Annotated in this window: 15 protein-coding genes; 7 read left to right on the top strand and 8 right to left on the bottom strand. The window is 61.9% G+C overall.

From position 1 onward, the window contains the following. The 4 genes from A3722_RS13010 to A3722_RS13025 all read right to left on the bottom strand — a co-directional run. Positions 1-728 (bottom strand): YjbH domain-containing protein (locus tag A3722_RS13010; protein ID WP_236627409.1); only part of this gene is annotated, 728 nt, incomplete at its 3' end. 12 nt (positions 729-740) lie between these two features. Next, positions 741-2,624, bottom strand: a complete 1,884-nt coding sequence (locus A3722_RS13015) for a polysaccharide biosynthesis protein (RefSeq protein WP_067628587.1) — start codon at positions 2,622-2,624, stop codon at positions 741-743. 242 nt (positions 2,625-2,866) lie between these two features. After that, complete coding sequence (locus A3722_RS13020; RefSeq protein WP_067628590.1) at positions 2,867-3,478, bottom strand: sugar transferase; 612 nt, start codon at positions 3,476-3,478, stop codon at positions 2,867-2,869. A 10-nt stretch (positions 3,479-3,488) separates the two neighbouring features. Then, positions 3,489-4,382 (bottom strand): NAD-dependent epimerase/dehydratase family protein, encoded by an 894-nt coding sequence (locus tag A3722_RS13025; protein ID WP_082849477.1) that lies wholly within the window; start codon positions 4,380-4,382, stop codon positions 3,489-3,491. Between the two features lie 143 nt (positions 4,383-4,525). On the opposite strand from A3722_RS13025, the gene A3722_RS13030 reads away from it, so the two are divergent. After that, positions 4,526-5,644, top strand: a complete 1,119-nt coding sequence (locus A3722_RS13030) for a polysaccharide biosynthesis/export family protein (RefSeq protein ID WP_067628594.1) — start codon at positions 4,526-4,528, stop codon at positions 5,642-5,644. 6 nt (positions 5,645-5,650) lie between these two features. Here A3722_RS13030 and A3722_RS13035 read toward each other — a convergent pair whose 3' ends face one another. Then, positions 5,651-6,895, bottom strand: a complete 1,245-nt coding sequence (locus A3722_RS13035; RefSeq protein ID WP_067628596.1) for a glycosyltransferase family 4 protein — start codon at positions 6,893-6,895, stop codon at positions 5,651-5,653. A 123-nt stretch (positions 6,896-7,018) separates the two neighbouring features. Here A3722_RS13035 and ade point away from each other — a divergent pair, with 123 nt between their 5' ends. The 6 genes from ade (at position 7,019) to msrA (ending at position 12,955) form a co-directional block, all read left to right on the top strand. Then, positions 7,019-8,821, top strand: a complete 1,803-nt coding sequence (gene ade / locus A3722_RS13040; protein ID WP_067628602.1) for an adenine deaminase — start codon at positions 7,019-7,021, stop codon at positions 8,819-8,821. Beyond that, the gene (locus A3722_RS13045; protein WP_067624625.1) at positions 8,818-10,281 is read left to right on the top strand and encodes an AMP nucleosidase; all 1,464 of its coding nucleotides are present in this window, start codon (positions 8,818-8,820) and stop codon (positions 10,279-10,281) included. Before ade ends, A3722_RS13045 begins: the two co-directional genes overlap by 4 nt. A gap of 127 nt (positions 10,282-10,408) precedes the next feature. Next, complete coding sequence (locus tag A3722_RS13050; protein WP_007118569.1) at positions 10,409-10,696, top strand: HU family DNA-binding protein; 288 nt, start codon at positions 10,409-10,411, stop codon at positions 10,694-10,696. Between the two features lie 354 nt (positions 10,697-11,050). Continuing rightward, positions 11,051-11,920 (top strand): DMT family transporter, encoded by an 870-nt coding sequence (locus tag A3722_RS13055; protein ID WP_067624622.1) that lies wholly within the window; start codon positions 11,051-11,053, stop codon positions 11,918-11,920. 79 nt (positions 11,921-11,999) lie between these two features. After that, the gene (gene msrB, locus A3722_RS13060) at positions 12,000-12,449 is read left to right on the top strand and encodes a peptide-methionine (R)-S-oxide reductase MsrB (RefSeq protein WP_067624619.1); all 450 of its coding nucleotides are present in this window, start codon (positions 12,000-12,002) and stop codon (positions 12,447-12,449) included. Further along, on the top strand, positions 12,446-12,955 hold the full coding sequence (gene msrA, locus A3722_RS13065; protein WP_067624616.1) for a peptide-methionine (S)-S-oxide reductase MsrA: 510 nt from the start codon (positions 12,446-12,448) through the stop codon (positions 12,953-12,955). The genes msrB and msrA overlap by 4 nt, the downstream gene beginning before the upstream one ends. 29 nt (positions 12,956-12,984) lie before the next feature. Here the strand turns inward: msrA and A3722_RS13070 are convergent, their stop codons facing one another. The 3 genes from A3722_RS13070 to fzlA are packed head-to-tail and all read right to left on the bottom strand — an operon-like array spanning position 12,985 to position 16,735. Continuing rightward, positions 12,985-14,991, bottom strand: coding sequence for a hydantoinase/oxoprolinase N-terminal domain-containing protein (locus A3722_RS13070; protein ID WP_067624613.1), 2,007 nt, complete (start codon positions 14,989-14,991; stop codon positions 12,985-12,987). A gap of 11 nt (positions 14,992-15,002) precedes the next feature. Then, positions 15,003-16,067, bottom strand: coding sequence for a tRNA epoxyqueuosine(34) reductase QueG (gene queG, locus A3722_RS13075; protein WP_067624610.1), 1,065 nt, complete (start codon positions 16,065-16,067; stop codon positions 15,003-15,005). After that, on the bottom strand, positions 16,067-16,735 hold the full coding sequence (fzlA, locus tag A3722_RS13080) for an FtsZ-binding protein FzlA (RefSeq protein ID WP_067624607.1): 669 nt from the start codon (positions 16,733-16,735) through the stop codon (positions 16,067-16,069). The genes queG and fzlA overlap by 1 nt, the downstream gene beginning before the upstream one ends. Positions 16,736-16,781: the final 46 nt, after the last annotated feature.

The raw sequence follows: 16,781 nt of genomic DNA on the forward strand, positions 1-16,781 counted from the left end.
CCCGTGCTGCCCCCGACAAAGGAGCCACGGTTGCCACCAAAGGGCGCACCGATGCTGCCGTGGCTGCCCAGACGCCCCCAGCCCAGACCGCCGGTCACCTTGACGCGGCCGGGCAGCAGCGTGTTGTCGAAAGTCTTGGTCGCGACGACATATTCGCCCGCGTAGATCCCAGTGCCTGCGAAATCCTGCAAACCTACGGTGATCGCAGGCCAGAAAGCGTCTTCCTTTTTCAGCATATAGCGCAGGTCAAAGCTTCGGTCGCGATAGGTATCGAAATTGCCGGGAACGACATCGGTCCAATCCCGAATTCCAACGTAGCGAAAGCTGGCCGACAGGCGCGGTGTCGCCTGAAAGGTCAAGGTGGTGCGCGTCATGCCTGCAAAGTTAGAAACCCCGATGGCAAGCTGCCCATCCGGCAGTGCATGGGCGGTTGGCATATCGACCAGCCCCGGCGAGCCGTAAAAGTTGAGCGAAGGGCGCTCGGGGGTATCAAAGATGTCGTAAGTCGGATCAGCCAGTGCAACACCGGGCAGCGCCACCCCCGCCAAGAGCATCGACACCAGCGGCCCACGGTTCAGCCTACGCATTCCTAATTTCGTCTGCCGATCCACAAAGCGCCCCTTACCTGCGATATTGTTGGCTAGATTTGGCACGGACGGCCCCTGCAAATCAATCTCTGTCCCGCCACCGTTTTGCCGCGCGCCGCGACCGCGGCAATATCGCGACATGTGACGGTCCGGTCAGGAGGATTTTCTCAGCGCCTCGGGTGGGGCGAAGCCTTCGACCCAGCGGTAGACAACCTGACGGGCCAAATCTTCGTCATTGGCAACAAGTGCTTCGCGCAAGTCCCGCAGGACCGAGGCGATTTCCAGTTCGTTCAATCCGTTTTCCCGCGCGGAATAGATCTTGGGATGCGCCGTGTTGATGAGCAAACCGCTCAGCGTCAACTCCTCGGTCATCTTCTCGCCGGGCCGCAGGCCGGTGATCTCGATCTCGATATCGCCATCGGGGTTGTCTTCGTCCCGGACAGTATAACCAGCCGTTTCAATTACTTGGCGTGCAAGTTTCAAGATGGGCACAGGCTTGCCCATGTCCAGAACAAAGACCTCGCCCCCTTGGGCCAGCGATCCAGCCTGCAAGACCAGACGCACGGCCTCTTCCACCGTCATAAAGTAGCGCGCCACGCCCCGATCCGTCACCGTCAACGGGCCGCCGCGGCTAACCTGCTCTTGAAACAGCGGCACGACAGACCCGGACGACCCCAACACATTGCCAAAGCGGACCATGGAAAAGATGACACCGCCCTCGCCGCCATATTTGCGCGCCATATCTTGAATGACGAGTTCGGCAAGCCGCTTGGACCCGCCCATGATATTGGTCGGGCGCACGGCCTTGTCGGTCGATACCAGAATGAAACGCTCCACGCCTGCGCGGGCGGCCTGCTCGGCCAGCGCCTGTGTGCCCAGAACATTGTTCACCAGCCCCGAAAGCGGGTTCGCCTCGACCAGCGGGACATGTTTATAGGCGGCGGCATGAAGGATCACATTGACCCCGTGCTGCGACAGCACTTTGCGCAGCTGCCGGGTATCCGTGACCGTACCCAGGACCGAGACGATTTCGATGTCGCTGCCCTCGGCCAACTGCCGGATCTCCATGTCGGCGTTGTAGAGGGCCAGTTCGCTCAGTTCGAAAAGCACCAGTTTGGTGGGCCGACAAAGCAGAACCTGACGGCAAAGCTCCGACCCGATGGAGCCGCCCGCACCTGAGACGAAAACCACCTTACCGGCATAGCTCTCTCCGCCTTCGTTGATCAAAGGGGTGATTTCATCGCGGTTCAGGAACCGACGCGGAGAAACGGGGGAAAGCTTGTCGACCAAAGCCTCTTCCCCGATCAGTTGCGCGAAGGACGGAAGGGTCTGCACCTCCAGACCCAGCTTCTCCAACCGTCGGGCGATCTGCGCCTGCTTGGGGGTGCTCAGCGAGGGCACGGCCAGCAACACGCGGTCGATCTGTTTCTCGACGACAAGTTCAGCGATGCCGCGTGAGGAATAGACCGGCAGTTTTGAGACGTTGAGCCCTTGCAGCGCAATGTTGTCATCGACAAAGGCAATAGGCTCAATCGTTTCATGACCGCGCAGCGCCGAGACCAGCTGTGTCCCCGTGGTGCCCGCGCCATAAATCAGGACACGGCAGCGCGCGTCGCCGGTACGGTAGATTTGCAGCACGATATGCAACAAGATTACCCGCGACAGCACCACCAGAGAGAAAAAAATCGCCCCGAACATGATATGCACGCCCAGCGGGAAATCCAGCCCGAGAAGGGACGCGCCCAGCAGGGATACGCCCGCAAGGGTGGTCCCCAAAATAGCGGTGCTACCGACCGCTGCGGTCTCATAGGCGTTTAACTGTGTGCTACAGACACCCAAGCGGATCGATACGAGCACACCAACAATCAGGGTAAGAGGTAATACCGGGGCATAGTTGGCGAGTGTTTCGAGAAGATGCTCAGGCAGCCCGCGCACAGCCAAGGCGGCAATCGTGGAGACAACGATTAAAAGGGAGTCGAGCGCCAACATGATCACGCGCTTTTGCCGTTTGGTCAGCGACTTGATGATGCTCAGCATGCGCCGTCTCCTGTCTACGTGTATATTAGCGACCGCGATGCGCCCGAAACGTATTAGTAGCTCTCTTTCGTCCATGGAGCTCTTTCTGAGCACCAGCAAGCGTAAAAACAGTAAATAGCGCTCAATGTGTCATCAATCGAATCTGGATTCGCTTAAATTTTCAGCAAACATTGCCACGATTTTGTCAAAAACACCAATTCTTAACTATTTGCCCCCGGTCACGCCGCGGGCCACCGCCACCTTCATCTGCGTCTAAAAAGGTTGCTAATAGTTTGAAACACCAAATCGAAGTCGTAACATGTGCTTTGATGGTGCTGATAAATCAGATCTAGTTGGGCTTTGCGCGGGACGCAGATACGACAATAGACACGGTCGGTCTCTTCCGGGGTCTCGCAGCGCGACAGCAGCCGTTCTTCATGTTTGTGGAACCGGATCGTGGCCAACCCGGTCACGCCGGGCCGTGATTTCAGAACCTCGGCATAGACCTCGGGAAAACGCTCCACATATTCGCGCAGCGGCGGGCGGGGGCCGACAAAGCTTAGATCGCCGCGCAGGATATTCCAAAGCTGGGGAAACTCATCCAAGCGCCGCGCCCTGAGCCATGCGCCGGTGGGGGTGATCCGCGCGGCTTTGTTGCCGCCAGATACGCCCTGATCCTTCTCTGCCACGGTCATCGTACGCAGTTTCCAAAGGTTGAAACTCTGCTCAGGCGTTTTCATCCGCTCGGCCACATGAAAAAGCGGCCGCCCCTCTTTCAGCAGCAACCAGACCAGCAACCCCAGCAAGATCGGCCCCAAGATGATGACAAGCAGGCTGGCGAAGAACAGATCGAAGATGCGCTTGCGCCACGTCATTGAAGGGTCTTCATCGTTTGTTCATATCCTGCTGCCATTCACGTACCAAACCGGCGGGCGTTTGAGTTTCTGGCGTGAAATCGACGTGGCATTCAAGCGCATTCGTATCCAGCCGCACCTCAGGAATGGCGGTGGCCGGGGCCGGTTTGGGCTGCCACGCCAGCCCCGCCGCATCGAGCAGCGCCCCCATTTGCACCGCGCCGGGGGCCGCGATATTCAAAACGGGCGGCAGGTCGTCCACATGGCAGAGCGTGCAGAGCACCCGCGCCAAGGTCACCGGCCCGATATAGCTGCGGCTTGGCGTGGCGCCATCGGGGAAGCGATCAATCTGCATTTTCGGTTGCCAGCCGCCAAGGATCGCGTCCGCGCCGGCCACATTGCCGATCCGCAGCGCGGTGATGGCGGTCTTGCCTTGCGCTTCTCGCACCGCCTGCTCCATCGCCAGCTTCTGCCTGCCGTACTCCGAAAGCGGAGCGCAGGGCATATCCTCTCGCAGGGGACCGTCTTGCGCGCCATAGACCGCTGCCGAAGAGGCGACAAAAAACCGAGGGACCGCCGCCGCCTCTGCCAGTTTCAGCGCGGCGAGGGCGAGGGTGACGTTATCCTCCAATGGTGCGCCGCAGGCCCCCGCCCGGGCCGGGGTCACCCCGGCCAAAGAGATCACCGCCCGCGCCCCACGGGCGGCGGAAATCGCCGCATCGCTTGGCCCCTCTCCCGCTGCTGGCAGATCGAAATTGTAAAATCCGGGTCGAGGCTGCCGCGACTGGCTGCGCAGAGCCTGCGGTTCAGGCCAATGACGGCGCAGCATGCTGCCCAAACGCCCCGTCGCGCCCAGCAAGAGAACCCCGTCAAAATCCGCCGGGCCGCTTGAAACCGCGCTGTCTTTTGTAGTCATTGACGCCATAGGTTCAGCCTCTATCCTGAGGGACTAGAATTTCGGATGGGGGCCGGGTTTACAACATCCTTTGCAAGCCGCCAATTAACACTGCATACAGGCACAAGTACCCCGGTTTACCGGTGAAACACCAGAAAGCGACTGCGCATCTCATGAAGCACCTGAGCAAACTGTTCCTCCTGGCCTTGATGACCTTCTCGCTGGCGGCGTGCAGCAACCTTCCACGTGGTGCAGCCATCCAAAAAGAGGTCACTGAGGAAGCGGCCGCGCCGGATGCCGATATCGCCGTTTATCCCGTCACCCGTGCCTTTCTGCCCAGTGTTGCTCAGTGGCCCCGCACCGGCGAAAGACGCCATGGTTGGATCGGTGCCAGCCGAGGGTCGAACGCCCAAGTGATCCGCCCCGGTGATCGGTTGGACATTCTGGTTTGGGACAGCAGCGACAACTCGCTTCTGACGTCACCAAGCCAACAGGTTGCCACCCTGTCCGGCATTCGCGTTTCGGAGAGCGGGACGATTTTCATGCCCTATATCGGCAAGGTTCAGGTCTCGGGCCGGACCCCGGATTCAGCGCGGCAATTGCTTCAGCGTCGGCTTGAGACGATCGTGCCTTCGGCACAGGTGCAACTGGCCATGACCGAAGGGCGCAGCAACTCCGTCGATCTGGTGAGCGGCGTGAGCAGCCCCGGCAACATCCTGATGCCCGACAATAACTTTACCGTGCTGGCGGCGATTTCGGCTGGTGGCGGGGTGCAAAGCGGCATCGAAAACCCGCAGGTCAAACTGCTGCGCGGCCCAAACATCTATACCACGTCGATCGACCGGCTTTACGAAAACCCCAGCCTTGATACCCGGCTGATCGGAGGCGACAAACTGATCATTGAGGATGACCGCCGTTACTTCCTGTCGCTGGGTGCCGCCGGAAGAGAGGCACAGTTCCCCTTCAACCGCGATGAGGTCTCTGCGCTGGATGCGCTGGCGATCATCGGGGGGGTAAACGAATCCCGCGCCGACCCCGAGGGCATTTTGATCCTGCGCGAATACCCCGCCAGCGCGGTCAGCACCGGGGTGCGCGGCCCGCGTCGCACGCGGGTGGTGTTCACACTGGATTTGACCACATCTGACGGGCTCTTTTCGGCGCGGAATTTCCACATTCAATCTGGCGATCTGGTGCTTGCGACCGAAAGCCCACTGTCGGACACGCGCACCATTCTGGGCCTTGTCGGATCGGTCTTTGGGCTGGTGAACACCGCTGGAAACCTTGGCAACTGATCCCCGCTAGCTGATCCGTTTGCTGTCGGGCACCAATGCGTTGATCCGCGCGAGGTGTTCGGGCAGGCAGCGGGTAAGGAAATCGTAATTCTCAATCACATGCGCCCGCGCCGCCGGGCCGAGATGTGCGTGGCCCTGCGGATTGGCAAGCACCTCCACCACCTGCGCCGCCAGCGCATCGGGGTCGAAGAAATCCACCAGCAGGCCGGTCTTGCCATGGCTCACCGCCTCGCGCACCGGGGCCACATCAGAGGCCACGATCGTCGCCTGCATCGACATGGCTTCGAGCAGGGACCAGGACAGCACGAAGGGCATCGTTAGATAGATGTGACAGCGGCTAACCTGCACCAGCTTCTTGAAGTCGGGGTATGGCACTTTGCCCACGAAATGCACGCGGCCCCAATCGACCCTATCCTGCAACTCCGCCGCCATCTCTCCGCGCAGACCCCCGGGATGATCGCTCTGCTTGCCGTAGCTGACCTCATTGCCGCCGACGATCACCACCCGCGCAGAGGGCCGCTCGGCCAAGATACGCGGCAGAGCGCGCATCATCGTGTGAAAGCCCCGCGTCTTTTCCAGATTGCGCGCGACATAGGTAATGATCTCATCCTTGCGCGTCACGGGCTCGGCCAGACGCCCCAACCGCAGGCTGACATCCGGGTCGGGCAATAGCTGATCGGTGCGGATGCCATCATGGCAGACATAAAGCTTGCGGTGAAAGCTTTCGGGGAAACGGTCGCGTTGCCAATGGGTCGGACAGTGGCCCAGATCGACGGTTTCGATATTGGCCAGCGGCACGATATTGCGCGCATGGTTAAGATAGGGCGCATGGGCCGAGATTTTCTCGGCTGGATCAAAGCCCACCATCCCACCGGTCATGTTATAGTAATACTCGAAATAGCCGATGATCGGCACATCGGGCCAAAGCTCTTTGAAAAAGCTTAACTCCCCCCAACCGACGTGGCCGATGATGATGTCGGGGCGAAAGCCCTCTTGCGTTTCGATCTGCCGGGCCGCGCTGACGGCCCCGAAACCATTGCCCGAGGCTTCTTCCCAAACGCGCGAGAGCCCATAGGCTTTGTCGTCGGGCCGATGATGGGGGCGGTAGACCCGGGTTTCGACGCCGGGCAGATTTGGGGCGTTCTGACGCTGGGTCAGAAAATAAATCCGATGCCCGCCCGCCTGCGCCAGCCATTGCACCAACTCCCGGTATTGGCCGGGCATGTTCTGGTGCACAAAGAGAAATTTCATCAGATGGTTCCGTAAATGCCTTGGGCCCCAGTTAGCCGCAAGCGGCGGGTTCTGGCAACATCCCGCGCCCTTTCATATCGCGGGCCCGCTTGAACCTCCCCCGGCCCTATGGCACCTTTGGACATGACAGATAAAACGTTCCCCACTTGGCCCGATGTGGCCGCACAATTGGTCGAGGTCGCAGCCGGGCGGCGCGCAGCCGATACGATCATCACCGGTGGCATCTGGGTGAATGTGCACACCCGCGAATGCCTGCCCGATCACGACATCGCCATTGCCGCCGGGCGCATCGCCTTTGTCGGGCCGGATGCCAGCCACTGCCGCGGCGATGATACCCGCATTATCGAGGCCAATGGCCGCTATATGGTCCCCGGTCTTTGCGACGGGCATATGCATATTGAATCGACCATGCTCACCCCGGCGGAGTTCGCCCGCGCGGTGATCCCACATGGCACGACTTCGGCCTTCACCGACCCGCATGAGATCGCCAATGTGCTGGGGCTGAACGGCGTGCGCATGATGCATGACGAAGCGCTGATGCAGCCGATGAACATCTTCACGCAAATGCCCTCCTGCGCGCCTTCGGCCCCGGGGCTGGAGACCACGGGTTTTGAGATCACCGCCGAAGACGTGACCGAAGCAATGGCATGGCCCGGCATCGTGGGATTGGGCGAGATGATGAACTTCCCCGGTGTCAGCAACGCCGACCCGCAGATGCTGGCCGAGATTGCAGCGACCCAGCGGGCGGGCAAAACCGTGGGCGGGCATTACGCTTCTCCCGACCTCGGCCCCGCCTTTGCCGCCTATGTGGCGGGCGGTCCGGCGGATGACCATGAGGGCACCTGCGAAGCCGACGCCGTGGCGCGGATGCGGCAGGGCATGCGGTCGATGATCCGGCTCGGTTCGGCGTGGTATGACGTGAAGACGCAGATCACCGCGATCACCGAAAAAGGGCTCGATCCGCGCAACATGATCCTGTGCACCGATGACAGCCACTCGGGTACCATCACCAACGAAGGGCATATGAACCGGGTGGTGCGTCATGCCATCGACTGCGGCTGCGATCCGTTAATTGCCTTGCAAATGGCGACGATCAACACCGCGACGCATTTCGGGTTGGAGCGTGAGATCGGCTCACTCACACCCGGCCGCCGAGCTGATGTGATCCTGACATCGGACCTTGCGAGCTTCCCGGTAGAGGCGGTGATCGCGCGTGGCGAGGTGGTCGCGGAAGATGGCAAATGCCTTGTCGATTGCCCGCATTTCGACTGGCCTAACAATGCTCGCCAGACCGTAAACATGGCGCGAAACCTGAGCGCCGATGACTTCGACATCGCCGCACCCGAAGGCGCGAACGCCGTCACCGCCAATGTCATCGGCGTGGTCGAAAACCAAGCGCCCACACGCGCGCTGAAGTTTGAACTGCCCGTGACCGAAGGCCGCGTGCAGGGCACTGGCGAGGTCTGCCAGATCGCACTGGTCGAACGCCACCGCGCCACCGGGACGGTGACCAACGCTTTCGTCTCGGGATTCGGCTATGAGGGGCGCATGGCCATGGCCTCGACCGTGGCGCATGACAGCCACCACATGATCGTCGTGGGCACCGATGCCGAGCAGATGGCGCTGGCCGCCAACCGGCTGCGCGAAGTCGGCGGGGGCATCACGATCTTCCGCGAGGGCGAGGAACTGGCGCTTGTCGCCCTGCCCATCGCCGGGTTGATGTCTGACCGCCCCGCCGCTGAAGTCGCCGCCGATGCCGAAGCCCTTGTGCAGGCGATGATCGACTGTGGCTGTAAGCTGAACAACGCCTATATGCAGCATTCGCTCTTGGCCCTCGTGGTGATCCCGGAGTTGCGGGTCTCGGACCTTGGGCTGGTCGATGTGCAGAAATTTGAAATCATCCCATTGTTAGAGCCGCAAACATGACAACGATCCTGACCCCGGACACCCCGAACCCGGAAAGCTTCCGCGATGCGACCGCTGCCGTGGACCGCCTGACCGAACTTTATCAGCAGGCCACGACCTTCCTGCATGATGCCTTTGCCAAGGCGATGGAGACTTCGGCCCCCGATGCCCGCGTGCGTGCCTTTTATCCCGAACTGCGGTTTCGCACCTCGTCTTACGCCCACGTCGATACGCGCCTATCCTTTGGCCATGTCTCCTCTCCCGGCACCTTCGCCGCGACGATCACCCGGCCCGATCTGTTTCGGAACTACCTGATCCAGCAAATCGGCCTGCTGATCGAGAACCACGATCAGCCGGTGATCGTCGGCCCCTCGACCACGCCGATCCCGGTGCATTTTGCCATGTCCGGCGACAACGCGCTGAATGTACCGCAAGAAGGGGCCGCCGATTTCACCCTGCGCGATGTCTTTGACGTGCCGGACCTGTCGACCACCAATGACGATATAGTCAACGGCACCTATGTGCCCGAGGACGACGTGCGCCCGCTCGCGCCCTTTACCGCGCAGCGCGTCGATTACTCCCTCGCCCGGCTGGCGCATTACACGGCCACGGACCCTGAGCATTTCCAGACCCATGTGCTGTTTACGAACTACCAGTTCTATGTGACCGAGTTCGAGCAATACGCCCGCGAGATGCTGCGCGACCCCGAGAGCGGCTACACCGCCTTTGTCTCGACCGGCAATGCCGAGATCACCGATCCCGATGCGCCCTTGGCGGAGACGTTGAAGACCCCGCAGATGCCGACCTATCACCTGAAACGCGCCGACGGTTCGGGCATCACGCTGGTCAATATCGGCGTCGGCCCGTCCAACGCGAAAACGGCTACGGACCATATTGCCGTGCTGCGCCCTCATGCGTGGCTGATGGTCGGCCACTGCGCGGGGCTGCGCAATACGCAGGCTCTGGGCGACTTCGTACTGGCGCATGGCTATCTGCGCGAGGATCACGTTCTGGATGACGATCTGCCCGTCTGGGTGCCGATCCCGGCGTTGGCCGAGATCCAGATCGCGTTGGAGCAGTCGGTGGCGCAGGTCACGCAATTGGAGGGCTATGAGCTTAAACGCATCATGCGCACCGGCACCGTCGCTACCATCGACAACCGCAACTGGGAATTGCGCGACCAATCTGGCCCGGTGCAGCGGCTGAGCCAATCCCGCGCCGTGGCGCTGGATATGGAAAGTGCCACCATCGCCGCCAACGGCTACCGCTTCCGGGTGCCCTATGGCACGCTGCTGTGTGTGTCGGACAAACCGCTGCATGGTGAATTGAAACTGCCCGGCATGGCCTCGGACTTCTACAAGACCCAAGTCGCCCGCCATCTGATGATCGGCATTCGCGCCATGGAACTGCTGCGCCGCATGCCATTGGAGCGGATCCACAGCCGGAAACTTCGATCCTTCGACGAAACGGCGTTCCTATAGGGCGGAAAACAGCGGAAATTCGCATGTTTTCGCGTTTATAGCGCCACAATTCGTTGTGTTATCCCACAACATACCGTTACATTCCGGCCATGAGGCCCTAAAAAGCGGGCAGTCTAAGGAGAATAAAATGGCAAAACCGATGACCAAGACCCAGCTCGTCGCTGCTCTGGCAGAAGAGATGGACACCGACAAGAAATCCGCAGGCGCAGCGCTCGACGCCGTTTGCAACCTGATCACCCGTGAAGTGTCCGCCGGCGGTGCCGTGACCCTGCCAGGCGTTGGCAAAATCTATTGCCGTGAGCGCCCCGAGCGGATGGTCCGCAACCCCGCCACCGGCGAACAGTTCAAGAAAGACGCCGACAAAGTGGTCAAGATGACCATCGCGAAGGCACTGAAGGACAGCGTGAACGAGTAAGCCTTGGGCTGAATGTTTGCGAAAGGGTCGTCTTCGGGCGGCCCTTTTTTGTTGGCCTTGAGGGCCATCACCTGCCCGTGGGTCGGCGATCCAACCTTCTGACGTTGCCACTTTGTGGCTCAGCCGTGAAGTGCGCTCTCAATGTCGCGCCTAACCTCAACAAATCGCCTACCCGGTCACACCAGCGGTGCGCCCAAACTACCGCGGCACGCCTCTGGCGTGGCCGCGGGCAGGCGATGGCCCGGTGCCTGCGGCTTGATTCCGAGCGGGGTGGCGAACTCCCCCGTTTCCGCACCTTGCCCTCCCCCTTCAAACCCGCCATTGCTTAGCAAGTTCAGCACAGGGGGGCATTTCATGGACATCCGCGCAATTCTCATGGGACTGGCCTTTGCCGTGATGTGGTCCTCGGCCTTCACCTCTGCCCGTATCATCGTGATGGATGCCTCGCCCCTACTGGCTCTCTCTCTGCGCTACCTGATTTCCGGCCTCATCGGCGTGGGCATCGCGCTGGCCCTGGGGCAAAGCTGGCGGCTTACCCCCGCGCAGTGGCGGGCGACGATCATCTTTGGCGTGCTACAAAACGCGGTTTACCTTGGGCTTAACTTCATCGCCATGCAGACCATCGAGGCGTCCCTCGCCGCGATCATCGCCTCTACCATGCCGCTTCTTGTGGGCTTCGCCGCTTGGGCGTTCTTGGGCGAGAAACTGCGCCCTCTAGGCCTCGCGGGACTGTTTGCCGGTGTCATTGGCGTCGCCATCATCATGGGCGCGCGCCTCGGCGGGCAAGTCGACCTCTATGGCCTCATCCTCTGCGCCATCGGCGTGGTGGCTCTCACCGCCGCCACCCTATTGGTGCGCGGCGCGACATCGGGTGGCAACTTCCTCATGGTGGTGGGCTTGCAAATGCTTGTCGGCTGCGTGGCCCTCTCCATCGCCACCCTGCTGTTTGAGACACCCCGCATCGACCCCAGCCTGCGCCTGACGCTCGCCTTCGCCTATACCTGCCTTGTCCCCGGCCTTGCCGCCACCGTGGTCTGGTTCTGGCTGGTCAACCGTATCGGCGCCACGCGGGCGGCGACCTTCCACTTCCTCAACCCGTTCTTCGGCGTGGCCATCGCGGCCCTGCTGCTGGGCGAAACGCTGGGTCCGCGCGACATCCTTGGCGTCGCCATTATCGCAGGCGGCATCCTTGCCGTGCAGATCTCGCGGCAACGCAAGGCGTAACGCCAGTGTGAGCCGCAAACCCTTTGAATTTCACCGCCACACCCCATCTAATAGGCCAAGCCCATGAATGGAGGACGCCATGCCCCAATACGAAAAAACCAACGCCGCGATTGATGCGCTGAGCCCCGAAGAATTCCACGTCACGCAGCGCAGCGGCACCGAACGCCCCGGCACCGGCAAATACCTGAACAACAAAGAGCCGGGCATCTACGTTGACATCGTCTCGGGCGAGCCTTTGTTCGCCAGCGGTGACAAATACGAAAGCGGCTGTGGCTGGCCCAGCTTTACCAAACCGATTGTGCCTGCCTATGTCGAAGAGTTGGAAGACGCCTCGCTCGGCATGGTCCGCACCGAGGTGCGCAGCAAACACGGCGACAGCCACCTTGGCCACGTCTTTCCCGACGGCCCACCGGATCGCGGCGGGCTGCGCTATTGCATCAACTCCGCCTCTTTGCGCTTCGTGCACCGTGACGACATGGAGGCCGAAGGCTATGGCGAGTATCTCAACCAAGTGGAGAATGTGACATGACAACCGAACGCGCAGTATTGGCCGGTGGCTGTTTCTGGGGGATGCAAGATCTGATCCGCCGCCGCCCCGGTGTGGTCTCGACCCGCGTCGGCTATACCGGCGGCGACGTGCCCAATGCGACCTACCGCAACCACGGCACCCATGCCGAAGGGATCGAGATCAACTTCGATCCCGAAAAGACCTCCTACCGCGAGTTGCTGGAGTTTTTCTTTCAGATCCACGACCCCACCACGATGAACCGTCAGGGCAATGACCGTGGGATGAGCTACCGTTCCGCGATCTACTATGTCGACGATGAACAAAAAGCGGTCGCCGAAGATACCATCGCCGATGTCGAAGCTTCTGGCCTGTGGCCGGGCAAAGTCGTGACCGAGATCGAACCCGTTGGCCATTTCTGGGAAGCAGAGCCAGAGCATCAAGACTATCTGGAACGTCTGCCCAATGGCTACACCTGCCATTTCCCGCGCGCCGATTGGGTACTGCCCAAACGCGCAGCGGCTGAGTAACAATGCTGCCCCCGGCCCCGCGCCGGGGGTTAGCTTGCCGCCACGCGCGGCCGCCCCGAGGCTTCGACGGTAAGCGCGGCCTCGACAAAAACCTCCCGCCCCTCAATCTCCGCCATACGAATATCGCGTGTCACGTGGCACTCGATCTGTGCGGCCCCGGCTGATTGGGCCCGCGCGCGGGCGGTTTCGATCAAAGCGGTCTCTGCTTCGGCCAAAGCGCGTTCGGCATTCGGGAAATCCTGTGGGCCATTGGCCAGATGAACGCGAAACACCCCTTCGTGCGGGACGGTGACAGTGCCGCTTTCACGCATGATCACCCGCCCCACCACCGCACCGATGGCATTGGCGACATGGGCGTGGCTAGGCAGGATCATCTCGCTTCCCAGTCTCTTTCCGACCGCCGGGTAGTAGGTCGCCGCCGAAGCGCCCAAGCCCACGACAGGCAAGTTCAGACCCGCATCAATCCGCAGCACGCCGCGATGCCCCGACAGGCCACGCTGCATCAAAACATGCCGTGCCAAGATCTCGGGCGGCAGGTCAAAGGCGGGGGATTCTTCGGCAAAAGCAGTCTCTAAAAGAGCCAAAGTGGTCTGATCGGTCAGCTGGTCGATGATGATTTTGGCAAGGCTCTCGGGCTCGGGGCAGAACCGCAGGCCCGAGCCGCCGCGCTTGCGTCCGAACAACGCCAACGCCTTATGCGCAGCCGCGCTGTCCCATGCGACAAGATGCCCGGCGACATGGCTCGCATCACTGGGCGTAACCCCCGCCACCTGCACCAGCCCGCGCGCCACCAGCCGGGCCAAAGCACCCTGTTCGACCCGGTTCCGCAGCACGTCGCCCAAGGGCCAGACATCGGTCCCGATCCGCTCCAGCAGTGCCAAGTCGCGCGAGGCCAGACCTTCGACCTCCTGCCCCGGCACGGCCCGCACAAAGCGGCCATCATGCTCCCCCACGACACTCCGCCGCAGTTGGGTGTCCAAGGCTCTATGCACCACCTCGCCCGCCTCCACCGCGAGGAGAGAGACCGGCAGCAGCCGCTTCGGCCCTAGGGTCACGCCCGCGATCAGACCTTGGGACGTGAAGTGCACCTCGCTGTCACCACCCAAGCCATGGGTCCGCATCGCCACCGCTTCGACCATGGTTCGATAGGGGCCAACCTGCGCACCCGCCGGATCAATCGCCGGACGACCGTCGCGCAACAGCGCTACATCGGTCGTCGTCCCGCCGATATCCGACACCAGCGCCGTCTCTGCCCCGGTCAACCACCGCGCGCCCACGAGCGACGCTGCGGGGCCGCTGAGAATCGTCTCGATCGGGCGCTCGCGGGCCTGCGCGCTCGACATCAAGGCACCGTCGCCGCGCACCACCATCATCGGGCCGCTGATGCCCAAGCTGCGCAACTGATCCTCGGCCCGGCCAATCAGCCGATCGATCATGCCGATCAGCCGCGCGTTCAGCAAAGCCGTCAGCGCCCGCTTCGGCCCGTTCAGCTTGGCTGAAAGACTATGAGACGCCGACACCGGACGCCCCGTGACCTCTGCCACCAGTTCCGCGACCCGCTGCTCATGGGCCGGATTGCGCGTGGCGAATTGGCTGGCCACGGCAAAGCCGCTTACATCGGCCCTATGCGTCTCTAAAAAGGCGATTAGGGCTGTCTCGTCCAGCGGCGCAACCTCGGCCCCCGCATGGTCGTGCCCACCAGCCAGCAGCAGGCAAGGGTCACCCCGCAGCGCCTCTGACAGCCCATGCGCTTCAAGATCAGGAGCGCGGAATCCGACATAGATCAGCGCCACGCGCCCGCCCTGCCCTTCGACCAGCGCGTTGGTCGCCAGCGTGGTGGAGAGCGAAGCCATGGCGATCTGATCCGCCGCCACGCCGGACTGCGCCAGCACCGCGCTGACCGCATTGCCCACGCCAACAGCCAGATCGGCGCGGGTCGTCAGCGCTTTGGCCGAAGCGATCACCTCTGACTCATCGCGGATCAGCACCGCGTCGGTATAGGTGCCGCCCGTGTCCACACCCAATAACACCGCCATGGGCGTGCCTCCTATGCCAACAGCTCTGCCGCCCAACGCGCGGCATCGGCCACGGTGGGGTCAGCATCTTCGGTTAGAGATTGCGCCACCGGGCGCAGCCGCGCCAGCCCGGAATTGCCAATCGCATAGAGCACATTGCGCACAAAGCGGTCTCGCCCGATCCGTTTGATCGGAGAGCCGGAATAGCGCGCGCGGAACGCCGTATCATCCAGCGTCGCCAACTCTGCCAAGTCCGCCGGCTGCACTGCGGGGCCGTGATAGCGCATATCACTGGCCGCCACAGCAAATTTGTTCCACGGGCAAGCGGCAAGGCAATCGTCGCAGCCATAGATCCGGTTGCCCATCTTCTCGCGCAGGTCCAGATCGACCGGCCCTTTGTGTTCGATCGTCAGATAGGAAATGCAGCGCCGCGCGTCGAGTTGATAGGGCGCAGGGAAGGCATCTGTCGGGCAAGCCTCAAGGCAGGCGCGGCATGACCCGCAGTGGTCGACCTCCCGCGCATCGGGGGCGAGATCAAGCGTGGTGAAAACAGACCCTAAAAAGGCCCAATTGCCGAATTTCCGGCTAAGAAGATTGGTATGTTTGCCCTGCCAGCCGAGCCCCGCCGCCTGCGCCAACGCCTTTTCCGGCACTGGGGCGGTATCGACGAAAACCTTCACCTCGGGGTCAGCCGCACGGGCCTCCTCCATCAGCCAACGCGCCAGCCGCTTCAGCCGTTTCTTGACGATATCGTGGTAGTCACGCCCCTGCGCATAGACCGAGATCGCCCCCTTGTCGGGATGCTCCAACACCGCGCGAGGGTCATGGTCGGGGGTGTAGCTTTCGGCCAGCATGATGACCGACCGCGCCTCGGGCCAGAGTGCTGCGGGATTGCCGCGCCAATGCATCCGCTCTTCCATCCAGCCCATCTGCCCGTGAAACCCCGCCTCGACAAAGCGGGCGAGCCTTTCGGGCATTTCGGGCACGTCTTCGGGGCGGCAAATACGGCAGGCGACAAAGCCTTCCTCAAGTGCCCGAGCCACCACCCGCGCCTTGAGGGCCTCCGGCCCGGGGTCGGCGCGGGGGGCGGCGGGCATCAGAAGTCGAGGTTGTTGTAATGCACCGGCGGCGGGAAGCCCGGCAACTGGTCGGCGAGGATCGACCGAAAGGCGGGACGCGATTTGATCTTGGCGTACCAGTCCTTGACCACGTCAGAGCGGTTCCAATCCACGTCCGAGATATAGTCGAGCGACGACAGATGCGCGGCGGCGGCGAAATCGGCCAGCGTCATTACATCGCCCGCCAGCCAGCGGCGGTGGTCCAGCAGCCACGCCATATAGTCGAGGTGATATTTGATCGCCTTGGCCCCGGCCTTTACGTTCTTGCTGTCCGGGTAGCCCTGTTTGGTGACCTTCTTGTTGACCCGCTCGTACAGCAGTTTCGAGGTCACCTCGTCGTGGAATTTGTCGTCGAACCAGCTGACCAGACGGCGCACTTCCAAGCGCTGCACCGGGTCGCTGGGCAGCAATGACGCCTCTGGGCGGGTCTCTTCGATATACTCACAGATCGCGGCGCTTTCCGCCATCATGATCCCGTCAAGCCGCAGCACAGGCACCTTGCCCGCCGGATTGCGGCGCAGGAAATCGGGGTCTTGCTCCCAATAGCGCTCCTCGACCAGTTCCACCTCGATCTTCTTCTCCCCAAGGCTAAGCCGCACCTTGCGACAGAAGGGGGACAAGGGAACGTGAAACAAGCGAGCTGTCATATAAAGTCCGTGTGGTTAAAGGGATTGCACTCTTCCATGCCTGCTG

Source organism: Sulfitobacter sp. HI0027 (assembly GCF_001634775.1).
Lineage (GTDB): Bacteria > Pseudomonadota > Alphaproteobacteria > Rhodobacterales > Rhodobacteraceae > Sulfitobacter.